This is a genomic window from Psychrobacter glaciei, from assembly GCF_014652895.1.
GTDB lineage: Bacteria > Pseudomonadota > Gammaproteobacteria > Pseudomonadales > Moraxellaceae > Psychrobacter > Psychrobacter glaciei.
Genome location: NZ_BMZR01000006.1, coordinates 89,231 through 105,699, shown reverse-complemented (window position 1 = coordinate 105,699; position 16,469 = coordinate 89,231). Strand labels below are relative to the sequence as shown.

Sequence of the window (16,469 nt, the reverse complement as noted above, 5' to 3'; positions counted from 1 at the left end):
GTATATAGAGTAAATGACTCATAAAGTATGGCTTTTAAAATTGTTGATGAGAGAACGAATAAATTATAGAGAAATCTCAACCTCTATCTTAATTGGTCTTTTTAGATGAATAGTCACTTTAATATTAATAGACGCTGCTTCTGGCGGCTCATTATCTAAAGCGCCATTGACGATATGTGCTATTTTCATCGCTTCTATATCTTTGAGCTCAAAGCCGCTCGCTTTGGCATTTTTCATAACCTTTTCGTAAATCTCCTTTTCATTGGTATTGCGTTCTTTGTTATTAAACGACAGCTGCATCACTTGTGGTCGTTCAACCCGAGACATGCTCATCGCTTTTTGAGACGTTTGCATACTATTCTGAAATTTATATTCAGCTGAACTAGGAACAGAAAATAGAGCTAACGCTGATACTGCCATCACAATCGATAGTATTTTCATCTGTTAATTCCTTATGGTTTGATTGATTGCTTGCGACTCATAGCGAATATATTCGCTATAACAACTATATCTTAATAATCAGTTAATTGAAAATTTAAATTTATATTAGAAATATTAATCAAATTTGATATAAAAAACCTCAGTAAGCTCAGCTCGCTGGGAGTTTTCTGTGTGACGCTAACTATTGTATTAAACGCAAAAAAGCCCTGCTATCTTTCGATAACAGGGCTTTTATGATTAAACAGACTTTGTGACGTTGGTAATATTTCTAGCGAAAAGCGATTTGTCGAGGAAGACGAGCGAAAATAGTACCTATTGTACATTAAGCGCATCTGACGAAGAAAAATCGCTTTGTAGTAAAAGTAAAATTACATCATGCCGCCCATTCCACCCATACCGCCCATTCCACCGCCAGCACCCATGCCAGCCATACCGTCATCGCCTTGTGGCAAATCGGTAATCATAACTTCAGTGGTTAGCATTAGGCCGGCAACAGAAGCAGCGTTCTCTAGCGCTGAACGAGCGACTTTAGCTGGGTCAAGGATACCCATCTCTAGCATATCGCCATATTCGCCAGAAGCTGCATTGTAACCGTAGTTACCGCTACCGCTCTTCACTTCGTTGACTACCACTGAGGCTTCTTCGCCAGAGTTGGTCACGATTTGACGTAATGGTGCTTCCATTGCGCGACGTAAGATATTGATACCAGCGTTTTGGTCGTCATTATCACCACGTAGCTCAGACAATGCATTCATTGCACGAACTAGAGCAACACCGCCACCAGGTACTACGCCTTCTTCAACCGCTGCACGAGTGGCATGTAGCGCATCATCAACGCGATCTTTCTTCTCTTTCATTTCAGTTTCAGTCGCAGCGCCAACTTTGATAACGGCAACGCCGCCAGCCAGTTTAGCCATACGCTCTTGAAGCTTTTCTTTATCGTAGTCAGACGTTGATTCTTCAACTTGACGTTTGATAGATTCAACACGGTTTTCGATATCTGCTTTGTTACCAGCGCCATCGACGATCACAGTGTTTTCTTTACCGACAGTGACTTTCTTAGCGGTACCAAGTTGCTCTAGAGTAGCAGTCTCAAGGCTCAGACCAATCTCTTCAGAGATAACCGTACCGCCAGTTAGCGTTGCGATATCTTCTAGCATCGCTTTACGACGATCGCCGAAACCGGGTGCTTTAACGGCACAAGTTTTTAAGCCGCCACGCATGTTGTTCACAACTAGAGTTGCCAATGCTTCATTTTCTACGTCTTCAGCAATGATTAGCAATGGCTTGCTCTGCTGCATGACTTGCTCAAGCAATGGTACGATCTCACGAATGTTGCTGATTTTTTTGTCAACCAATAGAATATATGGGTTTTCAAATTCAGCAGTCAGGCTGTCTTGCTTGTTCGCAAAGTACGGGCTGATATAACCACGGTCAAACTGCATACCTTCGACAACTTCTAAGGTATCTTCAAAGCTTGAACCTTCTTCAACAGTGATAACGCCTTGCTTACCGACTTTTTCCATCGCTTGAGCAATCAATTCACCGATTTTGGTGTCTGAGTTGGCAGAGATAGAACCAACTTGGGCAATCGCTTTTGAATCGTCAGCTGGAGTAGATAGCAAATGAATTTGCTCAACAGCTGCACGTACCGCTTTATCGATACCGCGTTTTAGATCCATTGGGTTCATGCCAGCGGCAACTGATTTCATGCCTTCTTGCAAGATTGACTGAGCCAATACCGTCGCAGTAGTCGTACCATCACCAGCGACATCGTTGGTACGGCTAGCGACTTCACGAACCAATTGAGCGCCCATGTTTTCGAATTTGTTTTCAAGCTCGATTTCTTTAGCAACTGAAACACCATCTTTAGTAATGGTAGGTGCGCCAAACGACTTATCGATTACCACGTTACGACCTTTAGGGCCTAGTGTGACTCGTACTGCGTTTGCTAGAACGTTTACGCCGTCCATCATTTGTTTACGGGCATCTATGCCGAATTTTACGTCTTTTGCCATGTTAAATTACTCCACTATTATAAGTATGAGAATGCAATTAAATGTTTCAATGATATTGTCAAAAATGCGCTGAGTATAAATTAATACTCAAAAAGGACTAGCCTTCTAGCACACCCAATACATCAGATTCTTTCATGATAAGTAGTTCTTCGCCGTCAACCTTGACAGTTTGACCAGCATATTGACCGAACAAAACTTTGTCGCCAGCTTTTACATCTAACGCGCGAGTTTCACCGTTGTCACGAATCTGACCGTTACCAGTGGCTAGCACTTCACCTTGTGAAGGCTTTTCTTGAGCAGAACCAGGAAGCAAGATACCACCAGCCGTTTTTGTTTCTTCTTCTATGCGGCGGACAACAATACGATCATGTAAAGGACGAATATTCATCAATATGTCTCCAATAATTTAGTTATTTACAATAAGGGTTTATTTGAATTAATGGTCTCAATACCAATATCTATAAGCATTACCGCTTAAAAGCAGCATTCTAAAGATAAGCTTTGAGCTTGTATCAAAAAGTGGGGGCAAGATGGGCTAGCTTCAAGTGTAAACGCCAAAAATTTACAAGATTATTCTAGGGTCTGTTGAACATTCAAATATTAGGACTGCTGATCGCTAAAATCGCATCAAACCTTTTATCGAATCAGCGTAAACCGACGATAATGTCGAGACCTTAGCTAGGTTTATAACAACGTTTGGGATGATTTTAGCATCAGCCTTTCAGGGCAGGGCTATTTTTTGCCAATACATGGCGAAATTGTCTAACCTAGAATGACTAGGCGTCAAAAATTTCACTGCGTATTGTCTAAAAAACAGCCCCTGCCAGTTTCACATTTAAATGTTCAACAGACCCTAATGATAATTCGGTATTCAGTGTTTTCTATCATTTAATATTATTTGGCAAATACCATGTACTAACTTTGGAAAAATGAGAAGTGAATATATTGAGGAATGTTGGCTGGATAAAAGTCTGAATGAAAGGCTGCTAAATCGCGGTACTTAATATAAGACCTATGTTTTATTTGTCTCTTATTGCTGACTTTACAGCAAGTTACCTCTAATCGTTGGATCAAGCTTTATAGCAACATTTGCTACAAGCACTACACCTGCCAGTCTGCTGTTGCTCTTGAAAATGTAACAGAGTATGACCATTATATAGGCTAGAAATATAAGCTATGAACATAAGCTATCAACATAATAAGAACTATCTATAAAAGCTGCTATATCAGCATCATATTAACTAAGGAACATCCATGAATTTTTTATCAAAAAATAAAAAGTCATCAATAGCCGATTCTAACAACACCACACGCAGCAAGTCCAAACTCTTAACTGCCTTGACCACGGGCGCCAGTATTGCTGCTATCGGAGCTTTAAGTATGACCGCACCTAACCTTGCCAGCGCAAAAACCATTCAGCCATCGAACGCCAATTATAGCTTTACCGTGGAAGACAAATATAAAGGCACGGCTACCCGTACGCTCAACAAATCCGGCAATACATGGAAGTACAATGTCAATGCACGGGTGGCTGGCGTCGCAAGTGCGGCACAAAATAGTACGTTTACCATCAATGGTAACAATGTGATCCCAACTCAGGCCAGTACCACCTATAAGCTCCTAGGTATTGGACGTACACATAAATTAGACTTTAACCCAAGTAGCAAAAAGGTTACCAGTAACTATAGAGGCAAAACCTCAACCATGAGTATGGCGCAGCAAGCCTTTGATGATTTGAGCCTTGAGGTGCAAATTCGCCAAGATTTACTGAACGGTAAATTCTCAGGTAATTACTATATGGCGAAGAAAGATAAAATTGAGAAAACACCCTTTAAAAAATCTGGCAATACCAAAATCACCGTGCCAGCCGGTACCTTTGATACCGTGCGTGTCGATCGTATCCATGATGACAATAGCCGCTCTACCAGTTTTTGGTTAGCGCCAAGCTTAGATTATTTACCGGTAAAAGTAAGTCAGATTAACGATGGCAAAAAGATGGACTTAGAATTAACCAAAGTCAATTAAGGCTTCTATCACACCAGTAAAAATACGAAAAAAAGCGGCGCTCTAATATAGAGTGCCGCTTTTTTATACTGGTAAATCAAGAATGAACGACTAGCGAGAACGAGGCTGCTTAACGACATTATTCATCGATGGTAGACGCTTTAATAAAATAAACAACCAAACATTGATTGCAAATAGTAAGACAAAATCAAGCAAATAGACCAGAATTTCAATCACGCTGCTGCCATAAAAACGAGTAAACAGCACGACCCCACTAGCCCCTAAGTACACCAAGGTCAGCATACTGCCAATCAATAGCATATAGGGCGAGCGGCCGCGTAATATCACTGGTGTCAAGATAAAAGCCGGAATCAACCACAGCGTTTGCCAAGCAATGCCACCAATGATATCAGGGCTAGTCGGATTAAAAACACTGATCATAATCGGCAAGGCCAGCAACCGGTATGCCATCCAAACCAACCACGTGAGCAGCAAGCGTTGACGCATCGGTGCAATAGGCTTGCCAGCAGCAGCAGCTTTTTCTATTGGGGCATTAGCCTCGTTATCAGAACGGTTAATAGCCATTAGAAGTATCTTTTCCTTATAAGCAATATATCAGTGCGGCTTAGCATCAGTGCGACTTAGCGACCAAAGTTAGCCTTTGCTAAAGCTGTCGCCGTAATGGCAAGTCTACGACCTTGCGCAATTGCCAATTCACGCTCATCAGCAGATACCGGTTGATCATGCAACGCGCCGCTAACATGACTCACGCCATAAGGCGTACCACCACGATTGGTACGATTGAGGGCGGGTTCTGCATACGGTATACCCACGATCATCATGCCATGGTGCATCAACGGTAACATCATGGTCAGCAGTGTCGTCTCTTGACCACCGTGCATCGAGCCGGTCGCTGTAAATACCGAAGCTGGCTTGTTTTGTAGATTGCCTGCCAGCCAAAGGGTGACCGTATTGTCCCAAAAGTATTTCATGGGCGCAGCCATATTGCCAAAGTGCGTCGGACTACCAAGCGCCAGACCGCTGCAATCTTTGAGATCATCCATCGTACAATACAAATCACCGTCGTCCGGTATCGCAGGCTTGCTTGCCGTGGTTTCGGGTGCAACGGTAGGCACAGTGCGGATACGTGCGGGCATGCCAGCATCCTCAATCCCTTGTGCAATCGCATATGCTAATGTCTTAGTCGTACCATAACTCGAATAATAAAGCACCAAAACATAAGGGGTGGTCTGACTCATTAGCAAAACTTCCTCATAAAATCATCGACGTTATTGTCTTTAGCAGTATTCGCAGTGTACCAGCGTTTTACGCTGCCATTAGGCTGTCAATTTTCGCACAGCCACTTCTATGCCTTCGCACAGCCACTTCTATGCCTGTGTATCGTGCAGGATTAAACACCAGAATATATGTGCACATTATGCCCCAGTCATTGACTGACATGCAAACAAACGCTGCTTGACATTGTAGCGAGCCAAACCCGTTAACGGTTGCCGCTGTGCATTTTGACACAATTATTTGGCAGATGCGGATAGTACATTTTTGTTACACTATTGTCACTCTTATCGCTGCTAAATGGTCGACATGGAAAACTTATTAAAAAAAATCCCATTTTTACACCAACGCTGGTTTCAGTTCTTACGATTTTTGATTCGGCATTTTTTTGAAGACAACTGCCAACAAAAAGCGGCGTCACTTACCTATACGACCATGCTATCTATTGTACCGATATTAACGGTGCTACTGATGATTTTGTCATCAGTACCAGCATTGGCTTCGGTCAGAGCACAGATCTATGAGGTGATTTATAGCAACTTGCTGCCACAATCAAGCATGCAGGTCAGCGAGTATATCAATAGCTTTGCGGAAAAATCATCAAACCTCACCATCATTGGTGCGATGGTGTTATTTTTTACGACCATCATGACTTTGACGACCATTGAGCGCGCTTTTAACCAAATCTGGCGCGTAGAAAATCGTTCAGGTGGCATCAAAAGCATGCTGCGCTATTGGACCATCGTTACCCTAGGGCCGCTGGTTTTAGGTACGGCATTTATCGCATCGAGTACCGTGCAAAGCCTGAGTTTTTTAAACCGCCAAATTGCGGGTTATGGCATTGATTGGTCTTTTTGGGTACAAGCCGTTTCAATTGGCATCACCATCGCTGGTTTTATCGGGATGTATTGGTTTATCCCAAAAGCTCGCGTACCAGCAAAAAACGTAGCGATTGCCGGTATCTTTGTTGCCATCGTCTTTGAGCTGATGAAGCATCTTTTTGGTACTGTGATGGCAAACTTTACCAGTTACGAGGCGATTTATGGTGCTTTTGCCGCGCTCCCTATCTTTTTATTATGGATATATTTGTCTTGGAATTTAATTTTATTAGGGGTTGAGATTAGTTACACCTTGACGATTTTTGAAACTGAAGAAGTCTACCCACGCCATCCGCTGCTTAGCTTGTTAGACATGCTAAATCTCGTGTATACCCATCACTTAGAGGGTGAAGCGGTTAGCGAGCAAGCACTACGTAATGTGCTGGGCCGCAAAGAGTTACCAAAGTGGTATACCTATATTAACTATCTGCAAGATAGCAATCTCATTACTATGACCGAAGACGATGACTATGTGCTTAAAAAAGACTTGCGCAACATGACGTTATGGGACTTTTATCGTACATTGCCTTATCCGCTGCCCATTAAGGATGAGCTGGACGAGATGAATCAAGAAGATCAAAAACCTTGGCTAAGCCTATTGGTTACTCGATTTGAAAATACTGAGGCATTTGCCAAAGCACAGCTAAACTTACCATTGGGCACTATCTTCACAAACAGCGAGCCTCGCAAAAAATCAGCAAATGACGACGCTGACTCTCATCCGCATAAGAGGGACAAACTGTTTAGAAAAACGATGACTACCCCAACTCAGCAATTAGCCAAAGATACTTCAGACGTTCATAATGATGTCCCGCATTTTGATCCTGTGGCGTATGATAAAGACAGCGATGTAGACTGCGACAATCATGACCATGAAATTATTATTCCTAAAGACACTGGCGAACAACCAGTAGAGACCGATGCTGGTAGACGCGAAGGTAAAAACACTATCATTACTGAAGCAGACAATCCAAAAGCAATATGAGTAAAATCAGTAATTGAGCGGTAATAGTACGGTTAGCAAGGGAAACCCACCCCGGTTGGATATCATGCTTGCCGTACTTTCTTGTATTGAACTGATGATGAATTTTAACCAACCAAGCCATATAACTGTCAAATAACTATTATTTTGGATACCTCAATACCTATGGCAGCCAATGACCATGCTAAAAACAGCCTCTTTACCCGCGCTGTCAATACAGGACAAAACGGACTAAAAAATCTCGCACAGTTATGGTCGCTAAAGACGCTAACCGACTTGCCTGATCGCTTTAGAAACCTTTGGGAGCATTTGATTGGCTCTTATTGGTTTATCCCGACTGCTTGTGTACTCGTGGGTATAATACTCGCGCCTATCTTAGTCACGATTGATGAGCACTTTGACCGTGAAACCGTCAGGGAGCTCAGTTTTGCCTTTACGGGCGATGATGATGCGGCACGCGCAATTATGACCGCGATTGCAGGAGCGGTACTTGGCGTCGCAGGTACCACGTTTTCGATAACTATTGCCGTACTATCGATGGCCTCCTCGCAATTTGGGCCGCGATTGTTACGTAATTTTTTGACAGATACGCCAAACCAATTTGTCCTTGGTGCGTTTATCGGTACCTTTAGTTATAGTTTATTGGTCTTAAAGTCGATTCATAAGTATGACGTTGCATTTGGTGTGCCGCAATTAGCAGTAACCTTTGCCATTATCATGGCGATTATCTGTGCCTTGTTATTGGTATATTTTGTTCAACATATGGTACATGCCATTCAAGCATCGCATGTCATTCAAAATGCCAGCAACGATGCGATTAAAAGTATTTACCATTGGTATAGTGACCAGTGTGACATCACACATCAGCGTGATGTTGAAGACAATGACGTTGAGCAGTTTTACGCTTGGCCGAAGACGACTATCTATTCGCCAAGCTGTGGTTACTTACAACAAATTTATCTAGAGTCGTTGATCACATTGACACAAGACTACGGTGGCGTGGTGCAACTCCATGCCAATCTTGGCGATTTTGTCACTGACAAAAACGTTATTGGCTATTTTTATCAACGCCCAGCGGATCATCCAAACAACCTAAAAAGGACGAAGACAGCACACTTGGCTGTTATTCCGCGTACACCCGATGGCATGTTTTGGCAGCGCTTTGCCACCTGCATACGTATTGAGCAGCGCGTAACACACTCTAATGATATCGCTTATAGTCTAGGACAAATGACCGAGATAGCCGTGCGTGCCCTGTCTCCTGGTATCAATGATCCCAAAACGGCGGTCAATTGTGTACAGTCACTGACCACTTGCTTGAGTATTATCATGCGTCGTCAACCACCAAGTCCTTATCACTTTTATACGCCACCAACGCAAAACGACGACGCTGATACTAGCAGTGAGCAACGATTTACAATGCTAGCTGTCGTCACTCATACACCAAGAATATCAGACTTTATTGATACCTCACTTGGTGAGATACGCCGTTACGCGACTGCCGACTTGATGGTACTAAAAGCCCTCTGTCAGGCAATGGTCGATCTGAACTACGCTCGAGTAAATACAGCACAACAGCAAACCCTGCTGCACGAACTGAAATTGGTTGCGCGCGCAGGCGAGGAAAATCTGAGCTATATCGAATTAATCGATGATCTAAAAGCCATGTGCCAACAGGCAAAGCAATTTATCCTTGACGACGACGCTGCCCATCAATATTTTACATATGTTGGTGAGTTTGCTGCCCACATTGATAAAGCGCTACAGACAGAATCAAGCTAATGATCTGAGTTATTGGCACATCGAATGCCAGCAGATAAGAACGAACATCCTATTGACGCAACACTCATAAGCTTTTGGCTTAGAGATATCTTTACATTCACCCTGAGACTTCTTTCATGGCATCTACCACCAGTCTGACCATCCTTGAAATCAGCGCGATTTTTTTATCTATTACCGCCTTATTGACCTATGTTAATCATCGCTTTATTGGTTTGCCCACCACCATTGGTGTCATGGTCATCTCCATTCTCTTATCTATCGGCGCGATTTTTTTGGGCTTTTTAGGCTTTGACCAGCTCATTGATTATGAGGTCAGCTTATTAGAGCAGCTTGATTTTACTGAAGTACTACTCGATGGCATGCTTTCTATGCTGTTATTTGCAGCAGCGTTGCACGTAAATATTAGTGATTTAAAACGTTATAAATTACCCATTGGTATTCTTGCAGGTATCGGCACCATAGTGTCATCGTTACTCATTGCCACTGCCCTGTATTTTATGCTGCCCCTATTTGACTTTGGCCTACCCTTTCTGTGGTGCTTATTGTTTGGTGCTTTAATATCACCGACTGATCCGATTGCGGTCATGGGTATCCTTGCATCGGCTGGTGCGCCAAAAAGCATCGAGACGGTCATTGCTGGCGAGTCCTTATTCAATGATGGCATCGGCGTCGTTATTTTTGTCTTGCTGCTTGGTATTTTGTCTAGCGGTGATATTCCGACCGCTAATTATGTAGCACATACCTTGGCTGTCGAGGCTGGTGGCGGTGTTGTCTTTGGCTTAGTGCTCGGTGCGATTTTGTATTATTTACTAAAGAGCATTGATAGTTACCAAGAGGAGGTGCTATTAACCTTAGCAGGTGTCATAGGTGGCTACGCGCTGGCCAGTCATTGGCATTTATCAGGGCCCCTAGCCATGGTAATGATGGGGCTAATGGTCGGCAACCGCGGTCGCGAGCTGGCGATGAGTGATAAGACTCGCCACTATATTGATTTGTTTTGGGAGTTAATAGACGAGATTCTCAACGCTATTTTGTTTGTTTTGATTGGTCTTGAAGTTGTGATAATCGCCTGTTCGGGTAACTTATTTATCGCAGGTGGTCTGACCATTATCATCGCTCTATTAGCAAGGCTGATCGTGGTTGGCATGACTACTAAGACCTTTAGTCGTCAACTTAACTTGCCAGCTGGTGCATGGAAAGTGCTGACATGGGGCGGATTGCGCGGTGGTATCTCGGTTGCCCTAGTACTGCAATTGCCTATGGGCACAGAGCGCGATATCTTATTGGCACTTACTTATGCCGTCGTCATTTTCTCCATCTTGGTGCAAGGCTTGAGCGTCGGCAAAGTCGCCAAAAGCATTCGTACTGACGAGAAAACCGTTTAGCTATAGTCAAAGAACTCTAAAACGCTACGATACTGCTGATATTAATTTTTTGTAGCCTCTGTCTGCACAGGCACAGCAAGCAAGCAAGAAAAATTGATATCAGCAGTGCGTGATTTATTGATATTACTTTTCACTGACTATGTAAACAATAAAAATATCCATTATAAAAGCTTGCAGATAATAAAAACCCAGTATAAAGTCCTTAACTTTATACTGGGTTTTTTAATCAGTATCTATAGCCAAGGAATGTTAGAATCGCTACAAGGCGACCGACCGCAGATATAGTCTGTTCAATTTAAAAGTGGTACAAGGCAACCGAGTGTAGATGTATATTTAATACCTCAAGCGAGGTTAACGCTGTAACGCTTTTATAGTGGATTGACTATAGTACACTGAGTACATCTAGGACGGGCAACACCGTAGCGGTTTAAAAGTGCTCTGACGATAAAACTTTATATTAGACCTTTTCTTTTCATATTACGATACACCACAATAACGATGACAATGTTTAAAATAAAAATAGCCAGCTTAAACCAGTCAAAAGGACGAGCGATCAGATAATACAGTTCTATGGGAATAAATATTCCGTAGCCGATGACGCTGAACCAATAGGCCCATGTCTTATCTTGCCACAAGCCATAAGCTTCAATGAAACGTATCGCTGCATAGACAAATATAAATAATAGAAACAAAGGCCAATTTTTACTTGCCTGCTGGGCAATCCGCACAGTGCTGTCGATTTGCGGTGCAAGGAAATGACCAAAGTTCTGCTGCCAAGTTTCTGTGGCAGTGGCGAGCCAACGCTCAAGGTCAGTATGCCATAACCATAACGCGACTGCCCCGAGTAGCGCGCTGACCCCTTTAGCCACTTCATAGACGGCTACCGCTTTAATCGACTCACTAGATTCACCGCGCAACCTATCGTCATGACTTGACCGGTCATGGCGATTAGCCCTCGAAGATGTCTGTAAATCCTCGTCCCGTTGGGGAAAATTAGCCAAAGAACGTCTCCACGACGCGCCCTTGCAATTTCTGATTAAAGAACGGCGTGTTTTTACCATTTGACAGCATCGATTGCGCAGTGACTTGCCACTCGATATTTGGGTCGACCAATACGGCACCGCCAATGTGTTCATATTGCATGCTAATGCCAGCGATTTTTGCAGGATTCAGACAGATTTTATCGACCAACTGCTCTAGCGTTAGTACGTCATCATTGACCAGTTGACATGCCAGCGCCATAAAGGTATCGAAGTTTGAAATACCGGGCGTACAATCGGCAAAGGGCGCTTTTTTGGCAGTACTGTTCAATGGCTCATGATGACTACAAATCGCATCAATGGTGCCATCTTTTAATCCACGACGGATGGCTTGCTGATCTGTATTACTGCGCAGTGGCGGTAACACGTAAGCTTGGGCATTAAAACCCTCTAAATTGTCATCGGTTAAATACAACTGATGCATGGCCACATCACAAGTAACCGGCAAACCTTTATCCTTCGCCCAGCGCATTAGCTCAATGGAAGACTTACATGACAATTGGCTAAAATGAGCAGCAATTCCCGTTTCTTCGACCATCAATAGCTGAGTAGACAAGGCCACAGTCTCTGCAATCCATGGAATACCTTTTAGTCCATGATATGAGGCAATATAGCCCTCATGTGCCACCCCATCTCCTGACAGACTGGACTCGTCAGGATAAAAGAATACTTTCATCCCAAAGGTTGCGGCATATTCTAAAGTACGCAGCAATACCAAATCATTGGCAAAAGGTCTACGCGCATTAGAGACCGCAATACAGCCCCCTTTTTTGAGTCCTGCGATATTAGACGGACGCTCACCTTCCAAACCTGCCGTTAGTGCACCCAAGATATGTAAATAAATACCGCCATCTTCAAGCGCGCGCTCACGCAAACCTTTTAACAGCGAGCCGTTTTCTAAGATAGGATTGGTATCGGGTGGCGTCACTACATGCAAAAAACCATTGGCTCGAGCAGCGCAACCTTCTGACTTTAGCGTACCGTGTTGTTGTTGGCCTGGTTCACGTAAACGGGCACACAAATCAACCAACGGTGGCAGTAACCACATCTCGCGTCCAGCCTCAAGGCTAGCCAGCTTAGTTCTCGCAGTATCTGAAAGTGATGCTTTAAAAGTATCAGGGAGATGGTCAATGAGCGGTGCATCAGTATTGAGCATAGTAGACATGAGCGTTATTACCGTATCAATAAAATAAGTGAGAATAAAACAGCGCAGCAGCGATTACTTGCCAGCTGCTTGATGAGCGCGTTGACCTTCCATCGCAAGCGACAATACCGCCATACGAATAGCAATACCGTTATTCACCTGCTTTAAAATCACAGATTGTGCCCCATCGGCAACGCTAGAGGCAATCTCCACCCCACGATTCATAGGTCCTGGGTGCATCACCAACGCATCAGGTTTAGCAAGTGCGACCCGCTCTGGAGTGATGCCATAGTGCTTATAGTATTCATTTGATGACGCCAGTAATGGCGAGCCAATACGCTCGTTTTGAATTCTCAAGCCCATAATCACATCGCAGTCTGTCACGCACTCATCCATATTTTCATAAACTTGCACACCAAAACGCTCAATGCCTTTGGGCAATAATGTACGTGGTGCGCAGACGCGAATATCTGTAACGCCTAGCGTTTGCAAGGCGCTGATGTCCGAGCGCGCGACGCGTGAATGCTTTATATCCCCAACGATTGCCACCGATAATTCTTCAAAAGGACGCGGCGCTTCACGGTGAATGGTGAGCATATCCAGCATCCCTTGGGTCGGATGGGCATGCCAGCCATCACCGCCATTGATGATAGCAATGTCTGGTGTGACTTCGGTCGCCATAAAGTGGGCAGCGCCTGAAGCAGAATGGCGTACGACAAAAATATCCGCCGTCATGGCTTGTAGGTTCCACAAGGTATCTCGCAGGCTTTCGCCTTTTTTAGTGCTAGAGCGTTCAATATCGATATTGAGCACATTAGCACCCAGACGTTTTTCTGCCACTTCAAAGGTCGTACGTGTACGCGTTGATGGCTCAAAAAACAGGTTCATCACCGTGTAGCCTTCGAGCTCAGGACGATTGATTAATTGTCCATTCTCATCAAAAAATGTCTCAGCTTTGGCAATAATCGCCTGCAATTGGGCTTTATTTAACCCTTCTACGCCCAAAAAATGCCGGATGCCGCCATCTATATTAAGCTGTGGACGACTCAACGAGGTATTTAGTTTTTGATGAATAGTATCGGGGTCGAATTTGGCATAATCTGTCGGTGAGATGGTGTGTGTTGCGCTACTATCAATAGAATTTGACATAATGACAAGTCTTTATCGTTGGTTTATATGAGTCAATAATAACGGATTATTCATCTTTGTTTGTTCATTTATAGCGGATACGCACAGATACAGGGACATTTAGGTGCTTATTTGCTACAATTTACCCTAATAGTATAAGCGATGTAAAACAAGTTCGGCAGCGCTATTAGATAATAGTCATAGACATATACCCACCACAATAAAAAACCAGTACTCTAAAACTATCAATGAATAATAACAGAGATAGTGTAGCTGATTTTGTGTGTGGGACAAAGACGCCGTACCACCTATTTAAATATTTACCTGCTCCAAGAGTGGTTAATGCTACCTGCAAACTGCTTTAGCGCTTATCTTTTTTCAAATTTCTAGGCCATTTATTAGGAAGCCTCATGACGACCTTAGCACACTATTTAAACGCCAATGCGACCAGCCCTGCACTGAATGACGTCATTACGACGGTCACAGACGTTGGCAAAACTATTTCGCAGTTGCTTAGAAAAGGGGCGTTGGCAGATATCTTGGGTGAAGCCGGCAATCAAAACGTCCAAGGCGAAGAGCAAAAAAAACTAGACGTACTGGCAAATGATTTATTGCTTGATGCGTTGGCAAAAAATACTCATTGCGCAGGTGTTGCCTCAGAAGAGCTTGATGATGCTACCGCCGCCAATGCTGATGGCAGTCTTTTGGTATTGTTCGACCCCCTTGATGGCTCATCAAATATCGACATCAATATGGCAGTGGGCACTATTTTCTCTATTTTACCGTATGAGCGTCAAGGTCAGACAAGTGAAAATAGCGATTATTTGCAAGCGGGTAATAAGCAGCTAGCAGCTGGCTATTTGTTATACGGCACCTCTACCGTCCTAGCATTGACCATAGCAGATAACGTTGTCATGTTTAGCTTAGATCCAGACACCAATGATTATGTACTCATTGAAGACTATGTCCAAATTGATGCTGATACAAGCGAGTATGCGATCAATAGCTCAAATTATCGCTATTGGCGCGCGCCCATGCAACAGTATATCGATGAACTGATTGCTGGCGAAGCTGGTGTGCGTGGTCGCGATTTCAACACCCGCTGGGTTGCCGCCATGGTTGGTGATGTGCACCGTATCTTATGCCGCGGTGGTCTCTTTACTTATCCGTTTGACACCAAATACGCTCACAAAGCAGGAAAATTGCGCTTGATGTATGAGGCCAACCCAATGAGCTTATTAATCGAGCGTGCTGGTGGCGGTGCTACTGATGCTGTCCATCGTATCCTAGATATCGAACCGACGGATATTCATCAGCGCGTCCCAGTGGTACTCGGTAGCAAGAATGAAGTCAATTATATTAAAGACTTACATGTAAAGCACACTGATAAATAAGTCAGCTGAACCAGTCCGGTAACACTCATTATAATGTCCATTATTGATGTGGATTTATAATGAGTGTCCAAATTCTCTATCTTTTTTTCTAAGCGATCCATTATGGTAGCAAATCCCACCGAGCTGATTACCTCAGATAAAAATACGACGGTCAAACTGGTCAAGGCACTATTGGCGCAAGCTCGACAGCGTAAAAAACAAGGTCAAACTGTCATCGAAGGGATTCATCTCATCGATGCAGCTCTGCGTAGCGACTACCCGTTTACCCAAATATTGCTAGCAGAATCCGCACATCAGCATTCTGAGGTGCAGCAGGTTTTAACTCGTCTGCCGACTTATACGCCTATTCTAACGCTATCAGACTCGCTATATGAGAGTATTCGTAGCTTGGGTACGGGTATCGATATCATGGCGCTTATTAATATACCGACGCCTAGCTTAGCGATAATCAATGATGACTGCCTGATTCTGAATGATGTCCAAGACAGTGGTAATGTTGGTACCCTACTACGCACCGCAGCAGCAGTTGGCATCAAGAACATACTCTGTACCGATGCCACAGCGCAAGCATGGTCTCCTAAGACGCTAAGAGCAGGTATGGGTGCGCAGTTTGCCCTAACTATCTATGAAGGTCTAAGTGTGCAAGACATCTTAGATTATGTCCAAGTACCACTTTTAGCGACCAGTTCACATACCGATACGATTATTTATCAACATGACTTGAAAGAGCCAATCGCTTGGATTATGGGACATGAAGGTCAAGGCGTTTGCGATGAACTGATGCAGTGTGCCACCCCTATCGCTCTACCACAGCCCAATGGCCAAGAAAGCCTCAATGTCGCCATTGCAGGCTCATTATGCTTATATGAAACGCTACGTCAAAGAAGCTACTCCTAAAGCGCACTGTCATTTATGTAGTACAGATAAAAGATTGATAAAAAAAAGACTGAATAAATATGTTTATTCAGTCTTTTTTTTAT

14 protein-coding genes are annotated in these 16,469 nt (G+C 43.6%); 6 read left to right on the top strand and 8 right to left on the bottom strand.

The window, feature by feature from the left end; translation table 11 throughout:
• Nucleotides 1-63: 63 nt before the first annotated feature.
• The 3 genes from IE130_RS12270 to IE130_RS12260 form a co-directional block, all read right to left on the bottom strand.
• Entirely contained in the window at nt 64-441 is a 378-nt protein-coding gene (locus IE130_RS12270; RefSeq protein WP_189586340.1) for a hypothetical protein, read from the bottom strand.
• 368 nt (nt 442-809) lie between these two features.
• Nucleotides 810-2,459: a chaperonin GroEL gene (gene groL, locus IE130_RS12265; RefSeq protein ID WP_189586337.1), complete on the bottom strand. Its 1,650-nt coding sequence runs from the start codon at nt 2,457-2,459 to the stop codon at nt 810-812.
• Between the two features lie 97 nt (nt 2,460-2,556).
• Nucleotides 2,557-2,850: a co-chaperone GroES gene (locus IE130_RS12260; protein WP_025652227.1), complete on the bottom strand. Its 294-nt coding sequence runs from the start codon at nt 2,848-2,850 to the stop codon at nt 2,557-2,559.
• 863 nt (nt 2,851-3,713) lie between these two features.
• Here IE130_RS12260 and IE130_RS12255 point away from each other — a divergent pair.
• Entirely contained in the window at nt 3,714-4,484 is a 771-nt protein-coding gene (locus tag IE130_RS12255) for a DUF3108 domain-containing protein (RefSeq protein WP_189586335.1), read from the top strand.
• 90 nt (nt 4,485-4,574) lie between these two features.
• Here IE130_RS12255 and IE130_RS12250 read toward each other — a convergent pair whose 3' ends face one another.
• Both IE130_RS12250 and wrbA read right to left on the bottom strand, forming a co-directional pair.
• Nucleotides 4,575-5,048: a hypothetical protein gene (locus IE130_RS12250; RefSeq protein ID WP_189586332.1), complete on the bottom strand. Its 474-nt coding sequence runs from the start codon at nt 5,046-5,048 to the stop codon at nt 4,575-4,577.
• 56 nt (nt 5,049-5,104) lie between these two features.
• Nucleotides 5,105-5,722, bottom strand: coding sequence for an NAD(P)H:quinone oxidoreductase (gene wrbA / locus IE130_RS12245; protein ID WP_189586329.1), 618 nt, complete (start codon nt 5,720-5,722; stop codon nt 5,105-5,107).
• Between the two features lie 343 nt (nt 5,723-6,065).
• Here wrbA and IE130_RS12240 point away from each other — a divergent pair, with 343 nt between their 5' ends.
• The 3 genes from IE130_RS12240 to IE130_RS12230 all read left to right on the top strand — a co-directional run bounded on the left by IE130_RS12240 (nt 6,066) and on the right by IE130_RS12230 (nt 10,783).
• Complete coding sequence (locus IE130_RS12240) at nt 6,066-7,619, top strand: YihY/virulence factor BrkB family protein (RefSeq protein ID WP_189586326.1); 1,554 nt, start codon at nt 6,066-6,068, stop codon at nt 7,617-7,619.
• A gap of 162 nt (nt 7,620-7,781) precedes the next feature.
• Nucleotides 7,782-9,398, top strand: coding sequence for a DUF2254 domain-containing protein (locus tag IE130_RS12235; RefSeq protein ID WP_189586323.1), 1,617 nt, complete (start codon nt 7,782-7,784; stop codon nt 9,396-9,398).
• A gap of 116 nt (nt 9,399-9,514) precedes the next feature.
• The gene (locus tag IE130_RS12230) at nt 9,515-10,783 is read left to right on the top strand and encodes a cation:proton antiporter (RefSeq protein WP_189586320.1); all 1,269 of its coding nucleotides are present in this window, start codon (nt 9,515-9,517) and stop codon (nt 10,781-10,783) included.
• Between the two features lie 452 nt (nt 10,784-11,235).
• Here the strand turns inward: IE130_RS12230 and IE130_RS12225 are convergent, their stop codons facing one another.
• The 3 genes from IE130_RS12225 to IE130_RS12215 are packed head-to-tail and all read right to left on the bottom strand — an operon-like array spanning nt 11,236 to nt 14,116.
• A complete protein-coding gene (locus IE130_RS12225) occupies nt 11,236-11,784 on the bottom strand; it encodes a DUF2127 domain-containing protein (RefSeq protein ID WP_189586317.1) in 549 nt (182 codons plus the stop codon).
• Nucleotides 11,777-12,988, bottom strand: a complete 1,212-nt coding sequence (locus tag IE130_RS12220; RefSeq protein WP_189586315.1) for a dihydroorotase — start codon at nt 12,986-12,988, stop codon at nt 11,777-11,779. The genes IE130_RS12225 and IE130_RS12220 overlap by 8 nt, the downstream gene beginning before the upstream one ends.
• 54 nt (nt 12,989-13,042) lie before the next feature.
• Nucleotides 13,043-14,116 (bottom strand): aspartate carbamoyltransferase catalytic subunit, encoded by a 1,074-nt coding sequence (locus tag IE130_RS12215; RefSeq protein ID WP_189586312.1) that lies wholly within the window; start codon nt 14,114-14,116, stop codon nt 13,043-13,045.
• Between the two features lie 389 nt (nt 14,117-14,505).
• Here IE130_RS12215 and IE130_RS12210 point away from each other — a divergent pair, with 389 nt between their 5' ends.
• Nucleotides 14,506-15,489 carry a class 1 fructose-bisphosphatase gene (locus IE130_RS12210; protein ID WP_189586309.1) on the top strand — a complete coding sequence of 328 codons (984 nt, stop codon included), beginning with the start codon at nt 14,506-14,508 and terminating at the stop codon, nt 15,487-15,489.
• 102 nt (nt 15,490-15,591) lie between these two features.
• Nucleotides 15,592-16,386: a TrmH family RNA methyltransferase gene (locus IE130_RS12205; RefSeq protein WP_010196807.1), complete on the top strand. Its 795-nt coding sequence runs from the start codon at nt 15,592-15,594 to the stop codon at nt 16,384-16,386.
• The last annotated feature ends 83 nt before the right edge of the window (nt 16,387-16,469 follow it).

Bases quoted from the DNA above. Each gene is read 5' to 3' on its own strand.
- IE130_RS12270 (WP_189586340.1), bottom strand. From the start codon at position 441: ATGAAAATACTATCGATTGTGATGGCAGTATCAGCGTTAGCTCTATTT.
- groL (WP_189586337.1), bottom strand. From the start codon at position 2,459: ATGGCAAAAGACGTAAAATTCGGCATAGATGCCCGTAAACAAATGATG.
- IE130_RS12255 (WP_189586335.1), top strand. From the start codon at position 3,714: ATGAATTTTTTATCAAAAAATAAAAAGTCATCAATAGCCGATTCTAAC.
- IE130_RS12250 (WP_189586332.1), bottom strand. From the start codon at position 5,048: ATGGCTATTAACCGTTCTGATAACGAGGCTAATGCCCCAATAGAAAAA.
- wrbA (WP_189586329.1), bottom strand. From the start codon at position 5,722: ATGAGTCAGACCACCCCTTATGTTTTGGTGCTTTATTATTCGAGTTAT.
- IE130_RS12240 (WP_189586326.1), top strand. From the start codon at position 6,066: ATGGAAAACTTATTAAAAAAAATCCCATTTTTACACCAACGCTGGTTT.
- IE130_RS12235 (WP_189586323.1), top strand. From the start codon at position 7,782: ATGGCAGCCAATGACCATGCTAAAAACAGCCTCTTTACCCGCGCTGTC.
- IE130_RS12230 (WP_189586320.1), top strand. From the start codon at position 9,515: ATGGCATCTACCACCAGTCTGACCATCCTTGAAATCAGCGCGATTTTT.
- IE130_RS12220 (WP_189586315.1), bottom strand. From the start codon at position 12,988: ATGTCTACTATGCTCAATACTGATGCACCGCTCATTGACCATCTCCCT.
- IE130_RS12215 (WP_189586312.1), bottom strand. From the start codon at position 14,116: ATGTCAAATTCTATTGATAGTAGCGCAACACACACCATCTCACCGACA.
- IE130_RS12210 (WP_189586309.1), top strand. From the start codon at position 14,506: ATGACGACCTTAGCACACTATTTAAACGCCAATGCGACCAGCCCTGCA.
- IE130_RS12205 (WP_010196807.1), top strand. From the start codon at position 15,592: ATGGTAGCAAATCCCACCGAGCTGATTACCTCAGATAAAAATACGACG.